An 18,977-nucleotide genomic window follows, 5' to 3' on the forward strand; every position below is an offset into this window, starting at 1 on the left:
CGACAGGATCATTTGCACGTCAAAGCGCACGTCGGCACGACGTATAAGCGCGCTCTCCCTCGAAAAATTCTCGGGATGGACCAGCCCGTCCCGGGCTGTCTCGGCAACGCTGAAGCCTTCCGGCAAGCTCTCGCCTATCATTGCCGCATCGACAATCAATGGAGATGATGGAGACAGCAGATGCGCAAGCCACGCGACTACGATGCGGAACTGAAGGCGCTGGAAGACAAAGCGCGAGAGCTCAAAACGCGAAAGGTTCAGCAGCTTGGCCAGCTGGTGATCGCCACCGGCGCCGATCAGCTGGGCACAGACGAACTGGCCGGCGCGCTGGTCGCGATCGCTGAAACGAAAGATACCGGAAAGCGTGAGGCATGGGCCAAGCGTGGAGTGATGTTTTTCGAGAGCCGGTCCAGGCGAACTGCTCCGGCATCTCAGCGCAACCCACGCGGCGCTCCAGCGCAACCGGGCAGCCCACAATCGCCGGCAAGCGGCCCTGGCTCGCAATGACATGCGCACCTGGCAGGTCGAGCGTCGCAAACGTACCCGACATCTGATCGAACTCGGTGGCCTCGTCGTCAAGGCAGGCATTGTCGAGCTCACCAATGACGATCGCGCTACCATCTACGGCGCGCTGCTCTGGATGGCTGATAAGCTCAAAAGTGAGGACGCCGAACGCGCGCCGAGCCTCTGGTCCGAAAAGGGCAAAGCGGCGTTCGCGGGCGAACAACTGGCGAATTCACGGACCGCATCGCAGGCACGGCAGGACAGACCCTGACCGATGGCGGGCAGCGCGAAGACCTCGATATCGTAGCGCCGTCCGCCATCACAGGCAGTCGGAAGCTAATGCAACGTGCGTCTGCAACCGAATGGATCGCGAGGCCGCGGATATCTTGGCTGGGGCCGCAGAACGAACCCATTTCGAACGTTCGAGACCACCGGCAGTTTCCCGAAAGCTGCTCCTTGTCCTAGCAAGGCGTGCCGGGATGGCCAGTGGACGACCCCAAAATCTGCGGTACTTCAGGTGTCAACTTCGGGGGCAGTTTCTTGGGTGGAGAACTGCTACTACCGTGTGGGCGAAGCAAAGATCACCAAGATCACTCCGGTCAGCCGCGCCAAGATAAGGCGGAGAAGCATCGCGGGTACACTTCGCAGCTGGCAAAGCCGTTGGTTAGTTCTGCGCAAAAGGGGGGAAGTATGTTCATTCAACGTGTCGTCATTGACAACTACCGCTGCTTGAAGAAAGCAGATGTCACATTCAATGCCCCGATGAACGTAATCGTCGGAAAGAACGAGTGCGGCAAATCCACGTTGCTTGAAGCGATCCACTTGGCGCTGACCGGCCAATTGAACGGCAGGCCGCTTCAGATCGAAATCCATCCTTACCTCTTCAACGTCGATGTAGTCTCAGAATATTTCGAGCAACGAACCCAGGCCCTTAACCCCGTGCCGCCCCGTATACTGATCGAGCTGTACCTTGCGGACGATCCCGCGCTAGCGAAGCTGAAGGGCGATAACAACTCAAAGCGGCTCGATCTCCCTGGCATTTCGCTCGCAATCGAGCTGAATCCGGCGATGGCGTCAGAGTTCGCGCAATACGTAGCCGATCCGTCCGAAATCCGCACGGTTCCTATCGAATACTATTGTATTCGTTGGCGCGGCTTTCACGACAGCGACATCCTCAACTCGCGTGAAATTCCCCTCAACGCCAGCCTCATTGACGCGAGCACGATCCGGAATAACGCTGCGGCGAGCCGCTACATCATCGATATCGTCAAAGAGAGCCTGAGCCCGAAAGAGAAGGTTGATTTGGCGCTGACCTATCGCCTGATGAAGCACCGCTTCCTAGAACAGCCCAAGGTCCGAGCCATAAACGATGCGCTGGCCGCCAAGCAAGGAGAGATCAGCGATAAGGCGATCTCGCTATCACTCGACACCTCGTCGCGGGCGACGTGGGAAGCGGGGATCATGCCGCACCTCGACGACATCCCTCTGCCGCTGATTGGTAAGGGCGAGCAGAATGCGGTAAAGATCAAGCTCGCGCTTGAAACATCAGCCCGGTCGCACATCATCCTGATCGAGGAAGCGGAAAACCACCTTTCCTACGCGAGTTTGAACGAGCTGATTGGCCACATCGCGGCCAATGCCGGCGAACGGCAGATCTTCATCACTACCCACAGCAGCTTCGTGCTTAACAAGCTTGGGGTCGAGACAGTTCTCCTGTTCCAGCGTGGGAAAGGCGTGCGTCTGAACGAGCTCAAGGACACCACAACCCGCGACTATTTCATGAAGCTGCCTGGCCACGACACGCTTCGTCTCATTCTCTCGAAGCGCACAATCCTGGTCGAAGGGCCGTCGGATGAACTGATCGTGCAGCGCGCCTTTCAGAAGAAGCATGGGAGGATGCCGATCGAGGATGGCATCGATGTCATCTCGGTTAACTCGCTCGCGTTCAAGCGTTTTCTCGCGATAGCCCAACTGCTCGACAAGGAAACCGACGTGGTCACCGACAACGACGGCCACGTCGCTACGCTCAAGGCAAGATATGCCGACCATCTAGGTATCGCCGGCATCGCAATCCAGTATGATGACGATGAAGGCGCGGCCACCCTTGAGCCGCAGCTCTTGAAAAAGAACGGTTTGGCAGTGATCAACGCGGTGCTCAACAAGTCCTTCGCTGACAGGGCAACCGCGCTCGCGTGGATGAAAAAGCACAAGGCGGAGACCGGCCTTCGATTCTTCGGGACGGACGTGGCATGGAAGGCACCGGACTATATAGACCGTGCCATCCGCTAACCGCATCATCATCTCCGCGGCCGGCGGGGGCAAGACAACGCGTGTTGTTGAGCAGTCGCTCGCTGCCACAGAAGGCGCGACAGCGTTGGTGACATATACTCGCAACAACGTCCGCGAGATTGAGCGCAAGGTCTATGAGCGCATTGCGGCCATTCCTCCGCATGTCGAGATCATCTCCTGGTACTCGTTCCTGCTGCGTGAACTGGCCCGACCTTATCGATCCGCGCTGCACAGGCACCGCATAGAGGGAATTCACTGGGTCGAAGGTAGGTCGGTGCAATATGTGCCTGAGGTGAAAATCGACGGGCATTATTTCCTCAGCGGAACCCGTATCTATTCCGACAAGATTGCAAAGTTCATCTGCGTATGCGACGCCCGCACCGGCGGCGCGGTCATGAGCCGGCTTAGGCAGCGGTTCGGTCAGATAATCGTCGACGAAGTGCAAGACATGGCCGGCTACGACCTCGACGTGCTTGAGCTCATCTTGAAGGCGGGCATCATTGTCACCCTTGTTGGTGACCACCGGCAAGCCATCCTGTCTACGAATAACTCGTCGAGACACAAGCACTTCGCCGGACCCGCGATCATCAAGAAGTTCCGTGCATGGGAAAAGGCCGGGCTCGCTTCCATCACGTACGAGCAGCACACACATCGCTGCAATCAGGCGATCGCCGATCTCGGGGACAGTTTCTTCCCAGGCGAGCCGAAGACGGTGTCGAACAACCAGTTTGTGACGGGCCACGACGGCGTGTTCCTCGTCGGAAGCGCCGATGCCGACGCCTATGTCGCGCGCTACACGCCGCAGGTGCTCCGCTATAATGTGAAGACCGCGTGCGGATCGCATGATGCGATCAATTTCGGCGAGTCGAAGGGCATGACCTTTCCAAGGGTGCTGGTCTTCCCACACCTCGGTGCCAAGAAATGGTTGGCAACGGGCAGCCTCGCAGCGATCGACAAGTCGGTTGCCCGCATGTATGTCGCCGCAACCCGCGCGCGCTACAGCGTAGCGTTTGTCTACGACGGCAAGGAATGCGCGATCGCAGCATCGCGCTGGGATTCAGCGGCACCTCCTACTTAAACGCCACAGTGATTGGCGCGCCGGCTCGCGCAGAAGCTATCGGTTACCTGCCCAAAGCGGCTGACTTCGGAAGGCTGCAGCTAATCGGGCCGTCAGCAAACCTCTCCGTTTGCTTTTGCACGGCCTGCTGAAACCGCGAAATGGCTTCCCACGGTAGATGAGGGGATGGAGGGGACGGTCGGCTCTCGGCAGATCATCCTTAACTAGCGGCGTTTGGGGGCCCGCCAAATCGCTGCTGCATGATTGCCGTGATTGTTTCCACCTTCAGAGGTGGGTCGGTCCTGTGTGCCACGCGATGGCAGTTTGGACAAAGCGGAACTAAGTCGTTGAACGGATCAATGACATAGTCTTCTCCCAGTCGCGAGAGCGGGGTCGTGTGATGGATATCGATAACCCCCGCAGCAATCGGGCCATATCGTTCCCCAAAATCGACCCCGCAAGCCTTGCAGCGCGTGCCGTGAATGGCTAAAGCCGCCGCCCTGTTGCGACGGTCGCGCTCGTATCGATTGACCAGCATTGGTGCCGCAGCACCTTCGGGAAATCCTGGTGGAAGTTCGTTCCTTTCTGTCTGAACCGCTTCAAGAGGCAGCAACGCCACGATCGCTGCTACAAAACGCTGCGTCCATTCGCTTACAATCTCGAAATCCGAACGCCCTTCATCGATGCCAAGCTCCAGATTTCCGCGATTCAACTGAAGTCTCATCCGTGACCAATCGCGTCCCCAGATGTCAGGAGCATCAAAGGGAATGGAAACCCCGTCCACTTGCCATTCAAATGATGCTCCGCGAAGCGCAAGGTCGCGTACGATGGAACCAAAGGCTGCCCTGCCGTCCTCGTCGGCTTTCGCCATCTCTGCAAGCAGAGGTCGCGCAAACTTCCCTGGGAGAAATTCGATCTTCAGCCGGCGCCAGAGTATGGAAATCCGGATCTCAAAGGTGTGCGCTGGGTCAAGCTCCGCCGGGCGCAATACGATCCACTGATGACGGTCTTCGTCAGCACCGCCCTCTGATGAGAGCTGAAGTCCGGCCTCGCTGGAAATCCGCCCGGCAAGTGTGACCGGATCAAGCAACATCCTGCTTGCTTCCCGTTTCGGGTTCCGGGAGGCTCTCGACCAGCTTTCGAAGAATGCGCGAGACTTCAAATCGCATGTCCGCAAAGGATTCTGCGGTCTTGTCGCTCGTCGCGTTGAGCTCAGCGAGGCAAAGCGCCCAGAGCAGTGAATCCATTCCTTGGATGGTTACGCTTTCCTTGAAATTCGGAACATAAACCTTGTGATAATAGGGATGCGCAGTATTCACTTGGACCGCCCGATGTCCGTCAATAAAGGCGGGCTCGAACAGGAGCCCATCGGCAATTTCACCAACGGGCTGAACGTAAACCTCCCCTGGCTTGGCGGCCGTTCCGATCGGAAGAACGAGTGTGAATTTCCCGTTGGGATTGGTGACGATGACCTCGTTGGTGTTCGGATTCTTGACGTTGACAACGGCCCCGCCAACATCGGCTTCTTTGTTGGCGATTGTCCGGTTGGACGCGTCATGGGCGCCCTTGCTAGCCTTTGTGACATCGGCTCTCTGACCGAGGCGGTATCGGCGGTTTGCCTCGCGGCGGGGAGCTGGAAGAAAGCTTTCTTTCAGCCAGTTCCACAAGGCGTCGTTCAGGATAATCTGCGATTTCTTGATGTCCAGGTGAAAGGCCTCGTCCAGCCTGTGATCGAATGAAAACTCGACACGAAGGAGCGTGCTGTGCGGCTCCTGCTGAAACATGCCAAGCCAGTCTGCCGAATGGATGAGACGTTCCTGCCGGTAGATATACATACCTTGCCGGTCTGAAGAGAGTCTTGCGGCCTTCGCCATCTCCTCGGTGGGAAATTCTTCACGACGCGGCAGTATGAAAGCGCGCACGGTGAACGGTGCGTCAGGACCCTTCACCGTGATTGTGTCCTGCACCAGCAGTTCCGAGAGACCCTGCTGGAAAGGGTCCCATGCGATAACCGGGTACCCATCGAGCACGATGATGACATTGCGTGCACGTTTATCATTCGGATCGAGAAAACGCTGATAGGTAGCGCCGAGGTGCTCCCGAAGTTGTTCAATCCTCTTTTGCAGGGCCTTTTTGGCCGGCGCGCCTTCAGGAGCCTGATAGTCTTTCATCAGGCGATCGATCTTGGTCCAGAGGACGACGGTGCCGGACTTCTCGGGAGCGATCTTGTTGAGATGCTCCAGCGCTTCGGGGTCAGGGCTGTCTGATAGCAGAAGTTCCCACTTCTTGGCATGCGTAACGTGCTCAAGGTCCCATGTCGCCATCAGAGTCGGATCGGCGCCGTTCTTTCGCGAGATGACGCTCAGGCATTCACAGAATGCCGTAGATGCCGTCTTAAGGCCGAGTCCATACTTACCGAGGCTTGCCGGGTCTGGCCGCTTGGGTGATCCGTATTGCATCGCCTCGAGAAGGCCGGTCCGATCCATCCCAGTGCCGTCATCTGCAATGGAAACCCGGAGCTTTCCGCGAAAATCCATCGTCACGCGTATGTCGACAATGTTCGCCTGGGCAGCGATCGAATTGTCGACGAGGTCCGCAATAGCAGTTTCAAAATTGTAGCCGGTATCGCGCAGACCCGCCATGGTCCGGCCGGGGTCCGGTGGAGAATTGATGTTTTCAACGTGCGACATGCTACCTCTCAGATATCGATAATCCGCCAGCCGGATCCAAGCTCAAGGACCTTTCCGGGAGCGGTGACTGACCGCTCGCGGCGAAAGGATACGGAATATCCGTCGTTTTCGTCACGACTAAGGACAACCTCATCCCCGACCGCCAGACCGGAGTCGCGGATATATTTCGTCATCCGCGTGAGACGATACTCATTCCGCGTCTTACCGAAAAACTTATTGTTGTAGTAAATGAAAGCGAATTCCCAGTTAAGACCATCTGAATCCTGAAAAGTCAGGTGAACGCGCGGGTTGTATTTCTTCGCGTCAAGCGCTGGGAAGAAGGCAAGGAGCTTGCTGTCCCGGGGCACGAGAATGCCAGCCTGATGACCCCCGGTCTCTCCCGTGTCGTTGGCGCTCAAAATCTTGGAAATGGACCGGATTTCGCTCATGCAGTCAATTTCCCACGCAAGGGGGACGATTGCAATGCGGCCAGAATGTCGGCGTAGTCGTTCTCGGCTCCCCGAACGCCCACGATCGCACTCGACGAAATCTGCCGCTTACGCTCGACCCGTGCATTGACAACATCCTCGACTGTGCCGGCACAGAACATTCGTCGAACTGTTACAGGTCGGGTCTGTCCGCGCCGGTGTGCTCGCGCTGAAGCCTGGTCTTCCAGTGCGGGATTCCATTCGAGGTTATAGTGGATGACGTGATTAGCGGCCGTGATGTTCAGCCCGGAGCCGCCCGCTTTGGGATTGAGCACAAGAACCGCGGCTCCCTCCATGCGGGAGAAATGATCGATCAGCGGCTGACGTGCATCGATTTCGAGGCGACCATCCAACGTGTACGCCTCAACGCGCAGCTGATCGCGGACGGAATGTGCGATTCTGTCGGCCATGCCATTGTACGATGTGAAGACAATCGCCTTTTCACCGGATGCACTGATTTCAGTCAGGATTTCGAGGAGCCTCTGGAATTTTGAGAACTCGACGGTCGCTAGGTCTTCTTCCGAATCCAAAAGTGATGGATGGGCGCAGTACTGCCTGAGGCTGGTCAGTGAAACCAGCGTAGCCGCCGCACCGTACTTCTCCACGATTTCCGCCCGTATACGCTCATATTCTGACGCTTCGCTCTCCGTCAGTTCGATAGCCTCCGGAATATCGATACGCTCGGGCAGATCGGTTGCTACATCAACAACGCGCCGTCGCAGCATCAGCGGTGAAATGACGGGCTCGAGAATTGCAGCACCCTCAGGAGTGTCGTCATACGCTTTCCTGAATGAACCGATGTCGCCGAGATATCCCGGCACCGCAAAATCCATGATCGACCACAGGTCAGTCAGCCGGTTTTCCACTGGTGTGCCTGTCATTGCGAGCCCGACTGCACGCGGAATTTCTTTCAGGCATCGCGTGCGAAGGGCATCCGGATTCTTGATGTTCTGGGCCTCATCCGCGATCATCACACTCCACGCTATCGACTTCAAAAGGGAGAGATCGCGGATGACCGTGTCATACGACGTGATAACCACATTGTAGCCGGAAAGTTCGGCCGGTCTGCCCGTGCGAAGCGACCCGTGATGCTTCAGAACGGCAAGGTCCGGAGCAAACTTTGCGAGTTCGCGTTTCCAGTTCTCGAGTAGCGAGCCTGGGGCGACAACCAGGACATCCTGTAAGGCAGAGCCGGTGCCCGGGTCACGAACGGCACTGATGATCTGGAGGGTCTTTCCAAGCCCCATTTCGTCGGCCAGCAGACCGCCCAGGCGTTCGCGCATGATGAAGCGCAGCCAGCGCCAGCCGCCGGCCTGATAATTATAAAGATTTGCGCGGATGCCGTCCGGAGCCGGTCCGGCCTTCCCGGCCAAGGCAACGGCATCGAGCGCACCCGTCGACATCCTGTCGATTACTGGCCCGCTCCGGAGAGCGGCCTCTCGCAGTCCGAGGACCTCGCGCAGGCTTTTTGGATTTTGTCCCGGACGGACCGAACCTAGCAGACCGCTTAGCTCCTCAATGTTTTCGGGAAGCAGGGGATACCAGGTATCTTCAACGATCACGTGACCATGAAGAACGGCTTCTGCCGACACCATGAATGTGTGACCGCCCTGCGTGCGGAGTTCGTAAGTCAGGTGGGGCAGTACGCCCTCCAGGGGACCGTTCATCACAATCGAAAGTGATGCCGGGTAGCGCGAAAACGTCAGCGCCGCCGCGGCGCCACTCTTCCCTGCCTGCAAATCGGGCCAAGGGGCATCGTTCTCTATAACGGCACGATAGATCTCATCGGCTGTTACGTCAGCGATGCCCGAGCTTTCCGCGATTTTGAGGAAGCCGTTATCAAGAACCCATTGTCTCACGCGATACCCCGTATCTCGGAACTTCCCGTCGTGCTTTCGATCCAGCGGTGCGCACGTTCAACGGTCTCATTGATGCCAATCCTTGTCGGACCGCGGATTGCGCATTCCCATATCGTGAGGTGCCGCCAGCCCTTGGCAACAAGCTGTGCCCTAACCAACTCGTCGCGTGCACGATTGCGATCGATCTTCGTCTGCCAGAATTCCGGCCGTGTTGATGGAAGTCGGTAGAGATGGCAGTCATGGCCATGCCAGAAGCAACCATTGATGAAAATGGCGGCCCGCCGTGATGGCAGCGCGATATCAGGCTTGCCTGGAATGCCGGTTGAGTGCAGACGATAACGAAAGCCGCGAGCGTGCAGGGCCTTTCGGATCAGAATTTCGGGTTTCGTATCCTTACCCCTGATGCCGGACATCATCCGGCTTCTGGTTTCCTCGCTTACGATATCAGGCAACGGCTTTCGTGCGTCCTTTCTTGGCTGCTGGCTTTGCATCGCTGACTATCCACGGCATCATGTGTTCAGCGACGGCTTTGACGACGGGAACAACGACCGCATTTCCAAACTGCCTGTAGGCCTGCGTATCGGAGACGAGTATCTTGAACGTATCGCCGGGACGCTCAAAGCCCATCAGTCTTGCACATTCGATTGGCGTGAGACGGCGGGGGTTTTTTCGCTTCTGGCGAATTAGAATCTCGGAACCATCCTTATGATAGCGAGCTGAAAGAGTGCGAGCGACATCGCCGGGACCGAAAAGCCCGAAGCCAAACCCGTTTCCCTTCTCGCGGTGCTTTTCCGCGTAAGCTTGAAGATAATTCCACAGATTGTCCGAAAGCGTGTAGCGGTCCGATACCTTGCATTTCGGGCCAACCAGGACCGCCCCATCAGCTTCCTCTGAACCATCCTCCGGATGAAGAATGGACCCCAGTGTGGGGTTCATGCGCTGAGGGGGAAGGACGAGCGTCGAAAAGTCAAAATCATTCTTATCCCGGAATCCGGCGATAAAGACGCGCTCCCTGTGCTGGGGCACCCAGGAGCGTGCATCAAGGACTCTTGTCTGGACGTGGTAGCCAAGATCCTCCTGAAGGGTCTTCATGATCACATCGAAGGTGCGTCCATGATCATGGCTTTTCAGATTCTTTACATTCTCAAGGAGGAAAGCCTTGGGTCGATGATATTGTATCAGCCGTGCAACATCGAAGAACAGCGTTCCCTGCACGTCACACTGAAAGCCGTGGGGCCTCTTGAGCGCGTTCTTCTTTGATACACCTGCCAGTGAGAATGGCTGACAGGGAAATCCAGCCAGTAAGAGATCGTGAGCGGGAACCTCGTCGGCCTCTACCAGCGTGATATCGCCCGCTAGGTCGTGATTGAGATTATAGTTGGCTCGGTAGGTAACCTGGGAGAACCGGTCCCACTCGGAGGTGAATACGCATTCTCCGCCTAGAGGCTCGAACGCTCGGCGAAACCCACCGATGCCGGCGAACAGATCAACAAACGTGAACGACGCCTCTCGCTCTGCCTTCCGCTTACCGGCCATCGTGTGCAGAAGGTCAATTGCGGGCTTTAGCGGCGCAGTTACTCCCTCTTCCCATCTGTACACAGTTCTCTCGGATCTCCCCATCCGGTCGGCCACGTCGCGTCTTGATAAACCCGCGCGTAGGCGGAGATCGGTGAAGGAACTCATTCGGAACCTCGGAGAAAAAAAATGGCTGGCGCTGGGAATCTTTCTGACATTCTGTCACATGAACAAAATGCCAACAACCATGAACTGAGGTTGCTAAACGAATTCGGCCGAAGGCCGGTTCGGCCCCCGAAACGCATTCCGTCACATTATCCCGAGAGCGGCTTTGACGAAGTCAATGGTCTTCGGATTGTAGACGCGCCTGACGCAGTCAGCGTACGTCGCGCCCGCGACAGCTCCGAGTTCGTCTGGGTAAAGAATGTACATTGGACCGACGAGTTCAAGAATCTTGCACGACACCAAATGGTCAAGGATCCGCTGACCCGATCCTTTTGTCATCCGGCCACTCTCGATCTTCCCTTGGTACCTGGCCAGCTCGCCCTTGCTGTGCGAGCGGAAGGCGATGACGAATTTACGAAAGCGCCGAAGCCCCTCGACGATCCGCTGATCGTCGACCGGCGATGGATCAGAAGCAAATGCGGTCCACGGATAAGTTCGCACTCCCGGCCATGATGCAGCTAGCGACGCACCCGACCTTACGGTAGGCATTGAAGCGCTGTCCGCACCCACGAAGGTTGCTGCTTCCAGAAAAACAACCTGCTGACCCGTGCGCGAGGGTTCTACAATCAGCCGGTCTGCAGAAATGATCAGGCCTTCGCACTGGATTGAAACCGGTGCGACTAATATTGCTTCCTTCCCTTGGCTGATCTCTACATTGGCTTCAGATGCGGCAATCTCAATATCCTCGATATAGCTGCCGAGCTTAAGCGGTGACGAATAGTCGGTCTCAAATTTCAGCGCACGTGAGCGTTCATAGCCCTTGGGTGCAAACGTAATTTCCACCTCTGCTCGAAGAGACGGTCCCTCGCCGCCGTCGGCATCCTCAACGAGCAGACTGGCACTGTCACCGAGCGCAAGCCTCGCGCGCAGCGACGCGTACACAATGCCCACATGGTCAGGTGGGAGAAACACGCTCTCGGCCGGATCGAGTACATAGAATTCCGCGAGGAAGGGATTGGCGGCAGCGCCGCGTGCCAGTTCTCTCGCGACAACCTGGTCCGCAATGGCCGGATTTTTCAAGGCATGAGTGGCAATCATGGCCTCGAACACTACGGATGAGGCGCTGTGAAGCGATTTCAGGAACGGGTGTTCGGCCACCCAAGTGTTGAGAGCGTCGGCATAGGTCTGTTCGTCCTTGGGCGTTAGCGCCTGCAGAGCAGGTGCCGGGCAACCATACAACCTCGCCGCGAGATGCCCCAGCTGTTCGCTTGGGCTGTACAACTGCTCACGCACAGACGCGTTCTCGAATGCAAGCGTGTCAAGCTTCCCGCGCTCGCGTTCGAGAATGGCATTGGCCACGGTCAGAAGCGTTACGGGCTGCTCGCCGCTTTCCAGCCTCGCGACAAGCACGGCGGGATTCTTCTCTGCGTTGACGTGATCTGCAACCGCCTGAAGGACGGGAGCGTAGCCAGCGAAGCGGTCGCCGTCGCCTTTCGTCTGTTCTCGCAGCCTGCCGAGAATAAGTTGCAGCGCTTCGCGTTCCGTTACCGATACCTGCTTCTCCGGCCGTTTCGCCTGCAACGCCGCGACGGCAAATTCAACGGAGGTTTCGAGATCGTAGTAGCCAACCTCAAGAATGGCAGGATCTTGGCCCTTTTCGGCTAAGATCAACCAAGCATCCTGTACGGCTCCAGTCCTGCCAAAGAGCACGACGGGCATTTTTCTGCCTTTCGCGAGCTCGGCCACGTCGCCAAGAAACGCCTCAAAAGCCTCCTGAGTTACGCGAATACGCGCTTCGTCGAGACCGTCGATCAGTAGAGCAACACTGTCAGCCGTCCACGATGGGAAAAGTGCAGCCTTTGCAAGACCGCCGGTAATCGAGTTGCCACCAACCGGCTCGGATTTGGCAAGATCTACGTATACCGCTCCGGTTTCGAATGCGATCTGACGGGCAAGCGTTGACTTGCCCACTGCGCCCGGCGCCGACACGAGAATGACGCCAGAGTTCAACGCGGCATCGCTAGCCCCAAGGTCGCTCGGCGAGAGCGGTGCTTCTTTGAAGCCGGGCAGGCCGGCACTCGGGAAGCTCCAGCCGGCGACCAGCGGGTCGGCTGACCGAGCGGTGCCGGCCAGTCTGGCCCGCCAGAATAGGTCAATTGTGAAATCGATCATGATTCGCGCACGATGAACGTTGGAGGTTACTTCACCGCGATTGGTGGATGATGCAAGCTATTTGAACTCCTAGGCTCGACGAAACATGGGCCAACCATTCACAGGTTTCCGAATTTCCGGACCCTGGCGGCAAGTGGAAGAAAGCTGCGGGGTTCATGAGCCGTGCCTTCCAAGGCACACCTCAGACTTGGCCATAGCCTGCCACTTAGCTTCTCGGAGTTCTGTACTCTACTCCGATTGCTGGATAGACAATTCTCTTAGGCAATGCCGCTGAAGGAGTGGCCCTCATTCATAATGACCCACGGGGCCATGGCCTTTGGCGTCGTTGCGCGAAAGCCGGGAAGACTTTCGAAGCCCTGCGTATTTTCCAAGTATGGATACACCGCGAACTTCACTATGTCTTCGATCTCTAAATAGTAAGCGACGCGGGAGTGCACGCGCCCGAACGCAATACGCCCACAAGAGACTTTCGTATCGCCTCGCCGCTGTACTATATCGAAGTGATTGTGTTGAGGGTGTCTCTGGGGGAAGTGCTTCGCCGAAATTGTAAATGAGTTGGCCCTGCAGGTAGTCTGCAGGGCCGGGTACTTTCCGATCAATTTTGTTGAACCAGCCAAGGCAAGTTCAGCTGAATCACGGAGGCTTCGGTATCCACTCCAAGCCTTTGGGATAGACTTGCATATCGGCAGCGATCGCGGCTTGGCATGCTCGATTGTGAAATTGAACGAACACAATGGTCTGGTCTACAGAATGCATGACCCTCTCGGGTAGCGGCGCGCGACCGGAAAGCACTATAGAAGCGAAGCCTCCGTGCTGTGCCATCGGCAACACGTCACCGAATGCATCAATTGTGCGATCTGTTTCAAGCTCGAGGATTTTCAAATCAGTTCGCAAGTTCTCCAGCAGCTCCTTAAAGTTCGCACCAATCGGTCCGTAATTTATCGCGATGCCGGTTCCCGCGCCGATATTCGCGAAGCGGGTATTGGTCAAGCTGACGCGCTCGATCGGCGGATAGGCCTTCAGAATCCTCTCGATCGCTGCGTCGTGCTCGGGTATCGCCTTATTGTTCTTTTCGATGTCGATGAGTTTACCGATCTGATCATAGGCCCGATCCATTTCCGCGCGCGAATCCTTGAGTTTTTGCAAGGCTCGTTCGAGGATTGGAATAGCGTCCTCACCTTTGAGATCCGCGAGGACTCCTTGTTCCAGCCAATGATCAGCTTCTGTCTGCGCTCCGAGCATCCGGACGTTAATCATCTCGGATTCGTCAAATGCAGTTTCGTAGAACCTCAGCGTGACAGACCTGTCAACGTAGAGGCGGTGTCAAGCGTAGGCGTGCGCCTGCGCTTCATTCGCCCCGAAGATATAAATCGGCATGAAAACACTCAACACTGCGATCATTCGTGTAACGAAGTATTTTTCTTTCATTTCTACCTCCATCCGGTCGAACCTGAGAAGTCCTTTGTCACTTTAAGCGACTGCAAAAATACAATGATCGCAGTTTTTTCTTCATTTGACAACGCGAGAAACGCCAGCTTCACATCCTTTGCGTCCCCAGAATGATGCACAATTGCCTCCGAAAGCGTGGGCAAGTCACCACGATGACCATAGGGGGCAGAACTACCTGCATCCCAAAGTTTCGAAGTCAGGAACTGGTTGGTCGGAACGAAATCCTGACGCCGCCGCTCATTACAGAAGAAGGGGTCGTCGTCATCACAGATCACATGCCGCTTCAGATCGGTATAGGCGGCAACGTACAACTGACCAGTGGAGTCTGAAAACACAGCGCTGTCCTCAGAGACAGGAAGCGGCACTGCGATCTGACCGCCGACATCGCTTGGAACGACCGCTCCTGGACGGTTGTAAGGATTGGGCTCGAAAAACCAACGGGACCGAAGCGGGAGCTTAGGTACATGGCAGCTCGCGCAGCCCACCTCATTAAACAGCGCTTCGCCACGCCGTGTGCTCGCGGTAGGTTGAGGACGACCCGGTGCGGGTAACACTGCTTGGAACGTTGCTAACGCACTGACTTGACCAACCGAGAATTCGTCCGCCACGCCGTCGCCATCGAAATCGTCCGTGCCAGTCCGGGGCCAACCGAACCTCTCTACTGCCTGAATCCCGTGATGCTGATTTAGGGCAAAGATCGTGAATTCCCGAAGCGACACAGCGACGCCTTTCACGCCGAAAGGTTTAACGATCAAGCTAGTATCTACTCCTCGCAACCCGTCGCAATCGACTGTGCCATCTGGGTGTACCAGGAGGTTTCCGAAGTCGATGCCTTTCGTAATCAATGCGACCCGATAGTCTCGTTGAAGGGCAGACGCCCTAACCCGCGCTTCATCTCGGAGATCCAACAGGTCTGCTGTCATCTCGCGCGCCAACATCTCTATTGCGCCGTCCCCGAACATACTAACTGTATTTCGTTCGTTCGTGCCCGAGCTTGCTATACTCTCTGTTGGTGGATCCGAGAAATGCGCGCCGACGAAAACATTCGCCGCGAAGTCTCCGCTTGCCCCGATGAACGGCTGATTGTGACACCCGGCGCATGAGTTCGCATCGGGCCCCGCGATCCGCTGAAACAGGTTGCCAACCGGATTACGAATCGTGGGCTTTGAGTCACCCGTCGCCATAGGTCTTCCAGCCCCGTCCAGCAGGTTAAAGCGTGCCATGAATAAAATGCGGCCATCGGAGATAAAGCCCGCCAAGCCCTCTTTTCCCGTTACCACGGCATGGTGATCGGGAAAGACATTGATCGCGGGCGGATCCCAAATTGTTGTGCTTGCCGCCGTTGGAATAACCGCAGGTAACGCCAAAAGAAAGGCGGTCAGTGGTAAAACTCGTGTTCTGCGGTTAACGCCGAACATGTTTTCGCTCGCGGATTATTCCGGGTGAATACTATTTGTCGATTAGAGAATGGTCAAGTCATTGTCGTTCTGATTAGATGCCATTGTTTTTGAAGTGGCAAAAAACAGTACCATGAAATCACCTCGTCCTTATCTGGCGCCCATCAACAGCTAGCGCCGGAGCGGTTCCGGTGATTAAAAAGGAGTCGTGCAATGGACCTGCCAACGCGCCTGACCGAACTTGCTCACGGAGGCGGCTGCGGATGCAAACTTGCCCCTTCGGTCCTGCAAGAACTTTTAGCAAGCGAACCGGCGGCCGCTGCCTATCGACAACTTTTAGTCGGCACAGAATCCGGAGACGATGCCGCAGTATGGCAGGTCGACGACAATCTTTGCATCGTTGCCACCACTGACTTTTTCACGCCGATAGTGGACGATCCATTTGATTTCGGCCGCATCGCAGCGACCAACGCCATATCTGACATCTTTGCCATGGGCGCGAAACCGATCATGGCCCTTGCCATTCTCGGCATGCCGCTCGGCAAGATCTCGATCGACACTGTGCGAAGGATTCTACAGGGCGGTTCATCCGTGTGCGCTGCAACCAATATCCCGATTGCAGGGGGGCACTCGATCGATGCGCCAGAGCCTATCTACGGCCTTGCCGTTATTGGTGTCTGCCACCCAACGGAAGTGCGTCGCAACGCCGACGCTCACACTGGTGACGCGCTAATACTCACGAAGGCTCTTGGGGTTGGCGTTTACTCTTCTGCATTCAAGAAAGGTGTATTATCCGCTGATGGCTATGCCGAATTGATCGCCACGACGACGCTTCTCAACAAGGTTGGAGCGGACCTGGCCAAGGATCCCGGCGTTCACGCAATAACGGATGTGACCGGGTTTGGATTGCTGGGCCACGCACTCGAAGTGGCGTCGGGTTCGTCGAAGACTATTGTGCTCCGCTTTAGCGAACTACCTTTTCTCGGGGATGCAGAAAGCTTGGTCAGGAACGGTTGTGTGACAGGTGCCTCGAAGCGCAATTGGGCGAGCTATGGGGGCTCAATAGTTTTGCCGGATGGTATCAAGGAATGGCAGCGCGACCTGCTCACTGATCCACAAACATCTGGCGGCTTGTTGATCGCCGTCGAAGCGGCAGCGGCGCAGGGCGTGCTCAACCGTATTTTAGATTCGGGCTTTTTCGCCTCGCGCATCATTGGTCAAGTCGAGGAAGGAACACCTAGAGTTCGGGTAGAGCTCTGAAATGCTGGGCGATCGGCCAACGATCGTTGTTTGGACGGAAAGGGACCCGAGAACCGAGCCAGCAGAGGCCCTTTCGAGAGGCGGAGGAGAGTGGGAGTCGAACCCACCAAAGACCGGCTAACGGCCCCTCCCGGATTTGAAGTCCGGACGTCCCACCAGGGAGCGATTCTCCTCCAGATACTAAGTTGTCCTCCGGATCCAGGTGTTACTCAATCCGAAAAAGGTCGAGGCGGCGAATATTCATGCGACGGAAATCGCCCCGCCTCAGCGTTACGCCATGCCGATCAAAAAACTCAAGCAACTTGACGGTCACCTTGCGGCCGATGTCGAGGCGATCGCGAAGACTGGCTACCGTAAACTCGCCCTTAGGTGCGCCTAGGGAAATCTTAGTAGCAATAGATAGGATTTCGGCCAAAGTTTCGGTCAAGAAGAAGTGATCTTGGTCAACCTCGTGCACCTTCCCCATGCGACCCACGAGCTTCAACAGTCGCCGCACTTCATGCTCGGACATCGCCAGCAGGCCGGCGATGTCACGAACTCGCGGGGGACAGAAACGATCTGCCGCGTCTAAGAGCGGCCGGATTGTCCCCCAAACTTGTTCGCCACGTGTTGTCAACATTGCCCGATGCTCGGGCAGTCTTAGCCAGGTTCCGTCGAGCACAAGGTCCCCCGACCGCACCATGCCTTGAACAATCGATCGGAAGGCAGGCGCGGGCAGGCGGGGATCGAGTTGTAGCCGTAAGCGCTCAATTCCAATGCCCGCAGCATCCGGGTTGTTGATGTGAAAAGCCTTTAGGATCGCCAAGCTGCTTTGCTTCAGCTCTATCCAAGTTTCTATGGATATCGCAAACGTCCCAGCAGAAGTTTCCGCTCGAATGACCTCGTTGCGGTCAAGAATGGCTTCGAGCTCGGTCTCTCCTAGAGCGCGGTCGCGAGCGAACACAGATACGTGAACACAAAGTGGAGGTGTTCGGAGTAAGGCAGCAAACGCCAGCGATGGATTTTCAATTGCGTTTGCCTCCAACTGCTTCAGACGCTCTGGCGTGCGCCGCCTTCGCATTGGCGGGCGCAGATCGAGGAAACGCCCGCCAGCGAGGGTTCGCTGGGAACTGGTGTCTCTGACGATGAAACGGTCACCGACCGAAGAGGCAATCGGATGATCAAGGACAAGTTGGACAAGGGCTTCTTCCCCAGGAGATATCGACTTTTCGCCAAGGAGAACGACCCGTGCGCCAACATCGGCAGCGGCATGGTGCAATCGAACCGGGGTCCACTGACGCAGTTGCTTCGTCTCAGAACGGAGGAGCCGCAGCGTTGCATCAATCCGAGTGGTCGGCGCATGCAATTCTGGGGCCAATATTAGGCTCCCTCGTGATACCGCATCCCGAGTAACTCCATCGCCTGAAAGGTTGAGGGCGCAACGCTCTCCGGCGTTGGCGTGTTCCACGGGCCGGTTCTGCGCATGAATGGAACGTATACGCGCTCCGAGCCCCGACGGGCTGATACACACGTGATCGCCCATCGAGACCGCTCCGGAAAGCACTGTGCCAGTCACGACGGTGCCGGTACCCGACAAAGTGAAAGACCGGTCGACGGTCATCCTGAAACGACCATCGAGCCGGCGGGGCTTGTGGTCGGCGGAAGCCAAAAACAGCTCGTTCCGAAGTTGCGAGATTCCCTCGCCAGTAATGGTTGAGACCGGAACGATTTTTGCGCCCGCAATGGAGGTCTGTTCGAGCGTTTCCTGGACTTTAGAGACAATATCTGACTGCGGAACATCAAGGGCCAAATCGGTTTTCGTGAGGGCAACAATTCCATGTTCGATGCCAAGAAGGTCGACTATGGAGAGATGTTCGAGGGTTTGGGGCATTATCCCATCGTCAGCCGCCACGACAAGAAGTACGAAGTCTATTCCAGTCGCGCCGACCAGCATGTTACGAACGAACCGTTCGTGCCCCGGCACATCAATGAAGCCTAGGACCGCGCCATCCGGGGCCGACAGGTAAGCGAACCCCAGGTCAATCGTGATCCCTCTTGCTTTTTCCTCTTTAAGGCGATCGGTGTCGACGCCGGTCAATGCGCGAATCACGGCGGTCTTGCCATGATTGACGTGGCCAGCAGTCCCAATGATCATTTGGCGGCCTCAGAAAATG

General features: G+C 56.7%; 15 protein-coding genes and 1 tRNA gene. 5 read left to right on the forward strand and 11 right to left on the reverse strand.

The window, feature by feature from the left end:
- Positions 1-180 precede the first annotated feature (180 nt).
- The 4 genes from NKH35_RS04395 (at position 181) to NKH35_RS04410 (ending at position 3,871) form a co-directional block, all read left to right on the forward strand.
- The gene (locus NKH35_RS04395) at positions 181-507 is read left to right on the forward strand and encodes a conjugal transfer protein TraD (RefSeq protein WP_352913455.1); all 327 of its coding nucleotides are present in this window, start codon (positions 181-183) and stop codon (positions 505-507) included.
- Position 508: 1 nt separating this feature from the next.
- Positions 509-775, forward strand: coding sequence for a conjugal transfer protein TraD (locus NKH35_RS04400; RefSeq protein WP_352913457.1), 267 nt, complete (start codon positions 509-511; stop codon positions 773-775).
- A 419-nt stretch (positions 776-1,194) separates the two neighbouring features.
- Positions 1,195-2,793, forward strand: a complete 1,599-nt coding sequence (locus NKH35_RS04405; RefSeq protein ID WP_352913459.1) for an ATP-dependent nuclease — start codon at positions 1,195-1,197, stop codon at positions 2,791-2,793.
- Positions 2,780-3,871 carry a UvrD-helicase domain-containing protein gene (locus tag NKH35_RS04410; protein WP_352913461.1) on the forward strand — a complete coding sequence of 364 codons (1,092 nt, stop codon included), beginning with the start codon at positions 2,780-2,782 and terminating at the stop codon, positions 3,869-3,871. The genes NKH35_RS04405 and NKH35_RS04410 overlap by 14 nt, the downstream gene beginning before the upstream one ends.
- Before the next feature lie 199 nt (positions 3,872-4,070).
- Here NKH35_RS04410 and NKH35_RS04415 read toward each other — a convergent pair whose 3' ends face one another.
- The 9 genes from NKH35_RS04415 to NKH35_RS04455 all read right to left on the reverse strand — a co-directional run bounded on the left by NKH35_RS04415 (position 4,071) and on the right by NKH35_RS04455 (position 15,585).
- On the reverse strand, positions 4,071-4,943 hold the full coding sequence (locus tag NKH35_RS04415; protein WP_352913463.1) for an HNH endonuclease: 873 nt from the start codon (positions 4,941-4,943) through the stop codon (positions 4,071-4,073).
- Complete coding sequence (locus NKH35_RS04420; protein ID WP_140648127.1) at positions 4,933-6,540, reverse strand: ATP-binding protein; 1,608 nt, start codon at positions 6,538-6,540, stop codon at positions 4,933-4,935. Before NKH35_RS04420 ends, NKH35_RS04415 begins: the two co-directional genes overlap by 11 nt.
- 8 nt (positions 6,541-6,548) lie before the next feature.
- On the reverse strand, positions 6,549-6,968 hold the full coding sequence (locus tag NKH35_RS04425; RefSeq protein WP_352913466.1) for an EcoRII N-terminal effector-binding domain-containing protein: 420 nt from the start codon (positions 6,966-6,968) through the stop codon (positions 6,549-6,551).
- The gene (locus NKH35_RS04430) at positions 6,965-8,866 is read right to left on the reverse strand and encodes a DEAD/DEAH box helicase (protein WP_352913468.1); all 1,902 of its coding nucleotides are present in this window, start codon (positions 8,864-8,866) and stop codon (positions 6,965-6,967) included. Before NKH35_RS04430 ends, NKH35_RS04425 begins: the two co-directional genes overlap by 4 nt.
- Complete coding sequence (locus NKH35_RS04435; protein WP_352913470.1) at positions 8,863-9,357, reverse strand: very short patch repair endonuclease; 495 nt, start codon at positions 9,355-9,357, stop codon at positions 8,863-8,865. Before NKH35_RS04435 ends, NKH35_RS04430 begins: the two co-directional genes overlap by 4 nt.
- A complete protein-coding gene (dcm, locus tag NKH35_RS04440) occupies positions 9,311-10,549 on the reverse strand; it encodes a DNA (cytosine-5-)-methyltransferase (protein WP_352913472.1) in 1,239 nt (412 codons plus the stop codon). The genes NKH35_RS04435 and dcm overlap by 47 nt, the downstream gene beginning before the upstream one ends.
- Positions 10,550-10,690: 141 nt before the next feature.
- The gene (locus NKH35_RS04445; RefSeq protein ID WP_352913474.1) at positions 10,691-12,718 is read right to left on the reverse strand and encodes a hypothetical protein; all 2,028 of its coding nucleotides are present in this window, start codon (positions 12,716-12,718) and stop codon (positions 10,691-10,693) included.
- A gap of 633 nt (positions 12,719-13,351) precedes the next feature.
- On the reverse strand, positions 13,352-13,975 hold the full coding sequence (locus tag NKH35_RS04450) for a hypothetical protein (protein WP_352913476.1): 624 nt from the start codon (positions 13,973-13,975) through the stop codon (positions 13,352-13,354).
- 173 nt (positions 13,976-14,148) lie between these two features.
- On the reverse strand, positions 14,149-15,585 hold the full coding sequence (locus tag NKH35_RS04455) for a cytochrome c family protein (protein ID WP_352913478.1): 1,437 nt from the start codon (positions 15,583-15,585) through the stop codon (positions 14,149-14,151).
- Positions 15,586-15,777: 192 nt separating this feature from the next.
- Here NKH35_RS04455 and selD point away from each other — a divergent pair, with 192 nt between their 5' ends.
- Positions 15,778-16,824, forward strand: a complete 1,047-nt coding sequence (gene selD / locus NKH35_RS04460) for a selenide, water dikinase SelD (RefSeq protein WP_352913480.1) — start codon at positions 15,778-15,780, stop codon at positions 16,822-16,824.
- An 81-nt stretch (positions 16,825-16,905) separates the two neighbouring features.
- On the opposite strand, the gene NKH35_RS04465 is transcribed toward selD, so the two are convergent.
- Positions 16,906-16,999 (reverse strand) — tRNA-Sec (locus NKH35_RS04465).
- 30 nt (positions 17,000-17,029) lie between these two features.
- On the reverse strand, positions 17,030-18,958 hold the full coding sequence (selB, locus tag NKH35_RS04470; protein WP_352913482.1) for a selenocysteine-specific translation elongation factor: 1,929 nt from the start codon (positions 18,956-18,958) through the stop codon (positions 17,030-17,032).
- Positions 18,959-18,977 lie beyond the last annotated feature (19 nt).

This window comes from Mesorhizobium sp. M1143 (assembly GCF_040318435.1).
Lineage (GTDB): Bacteria > Pseudomonadota > Alphaproteobacteria > Rhizobiales > Rhizobiaceae > Mesorhizobium.

Excerpts from the sequence above, each read along its gene's own strand:
- NKH35_RS04445 (WP_352913474.1), bottom strand. The coding sequence starts at position 12,718 with ATGATCGATTTCACAATTGACCTATTCTGGCGGGCCAGACTGGCCGGC.
- NKH35_RS04425 (WP_352913466.1), bottom strand. The coding sequence starts at position 6,968 with ATGAGCGAAATCCGGTCCATTTCCAAGATTTTGAGCGCCAACGACACG.
- NKH35_RS04450 (WP_352913476.1), bottom strand. The coding sequence starts at position 13,975 with ATGATTAACGTCCGGATGCTCGGAGCGCAGACAGAAGCTGATCATTGG.
- NKH35_RS04415 (WP_352913463.1), bottom strand. The coding sequence starts at position 4,943 with ATGTTGCTTGATCCGGTCACACTTGCCGGGCGGATTTCCAGCGAGGCC.
- NKH35_RS04395 (WP_352913455.1), top strand. The coding sequence starts at position 181 with ATGCGCAAGCCACGCGACTACGATGCGGAACTGAAGGCGCTGGAAGAC.
- NKH35_RS04435 (WP_352913470.1), bottom strand. The coding sequence starts at position 9,357 with ATGCAAAGCCAGCAGCCAAGAAAGGACGCACGAAAGCCGTTGCCTGAT.
- NKH35_RS04455 (WP_352913478.1), bottom strand. The coding sequence starts at position 15,585 with ATGTTCGGCGTTAACCGCAGAACACGAGTTTTACCACTGACCGCCTTT.
- selD (WP_352913480.1), top strand. The coding sequence starts at position 15,778 with ATGGACCTGCCAACGCGCCTGACCGAACTTGCTCACGGAGGCGGCTGC.
- selB (WP_352913482.1), bottom strand. The coding sequence starts at position 18,958 with ATGATCATTGGGACTGCTGGCCACGTCAATCATGGCAAGACCGCCGTG.
- dcm (WP_352913472.1), bottom strand. The coding sequence starts at position 10,549 with ATGAGTTCCTTCACCGATCTCCGCCTACGCGCGGGTTTATCAAGACGC.
- NKH35_RS04420 (WP_140648127.1), bottom strand. The coding sequence starts at position 6,540 with ATGTCGCACGTTGAAAACATCAATTCTCCACCGGACCCCGGCCGGACC.
- NKH35_RS04405 (WP_352913459.1), top strand. The coding sequence starts at position 1,195 with ATGTTCATTCAACGTGTCGTCATTGACAACTACCGCTGCTTGAAGAAA.
- NKH35_RS04400 (WP_352913457.1), top strand. The coding sequence starts at position 509 with ATGCGCACCTGGCAGGTCGAGCGTCGCAAACGTACCCGACATCTGATC.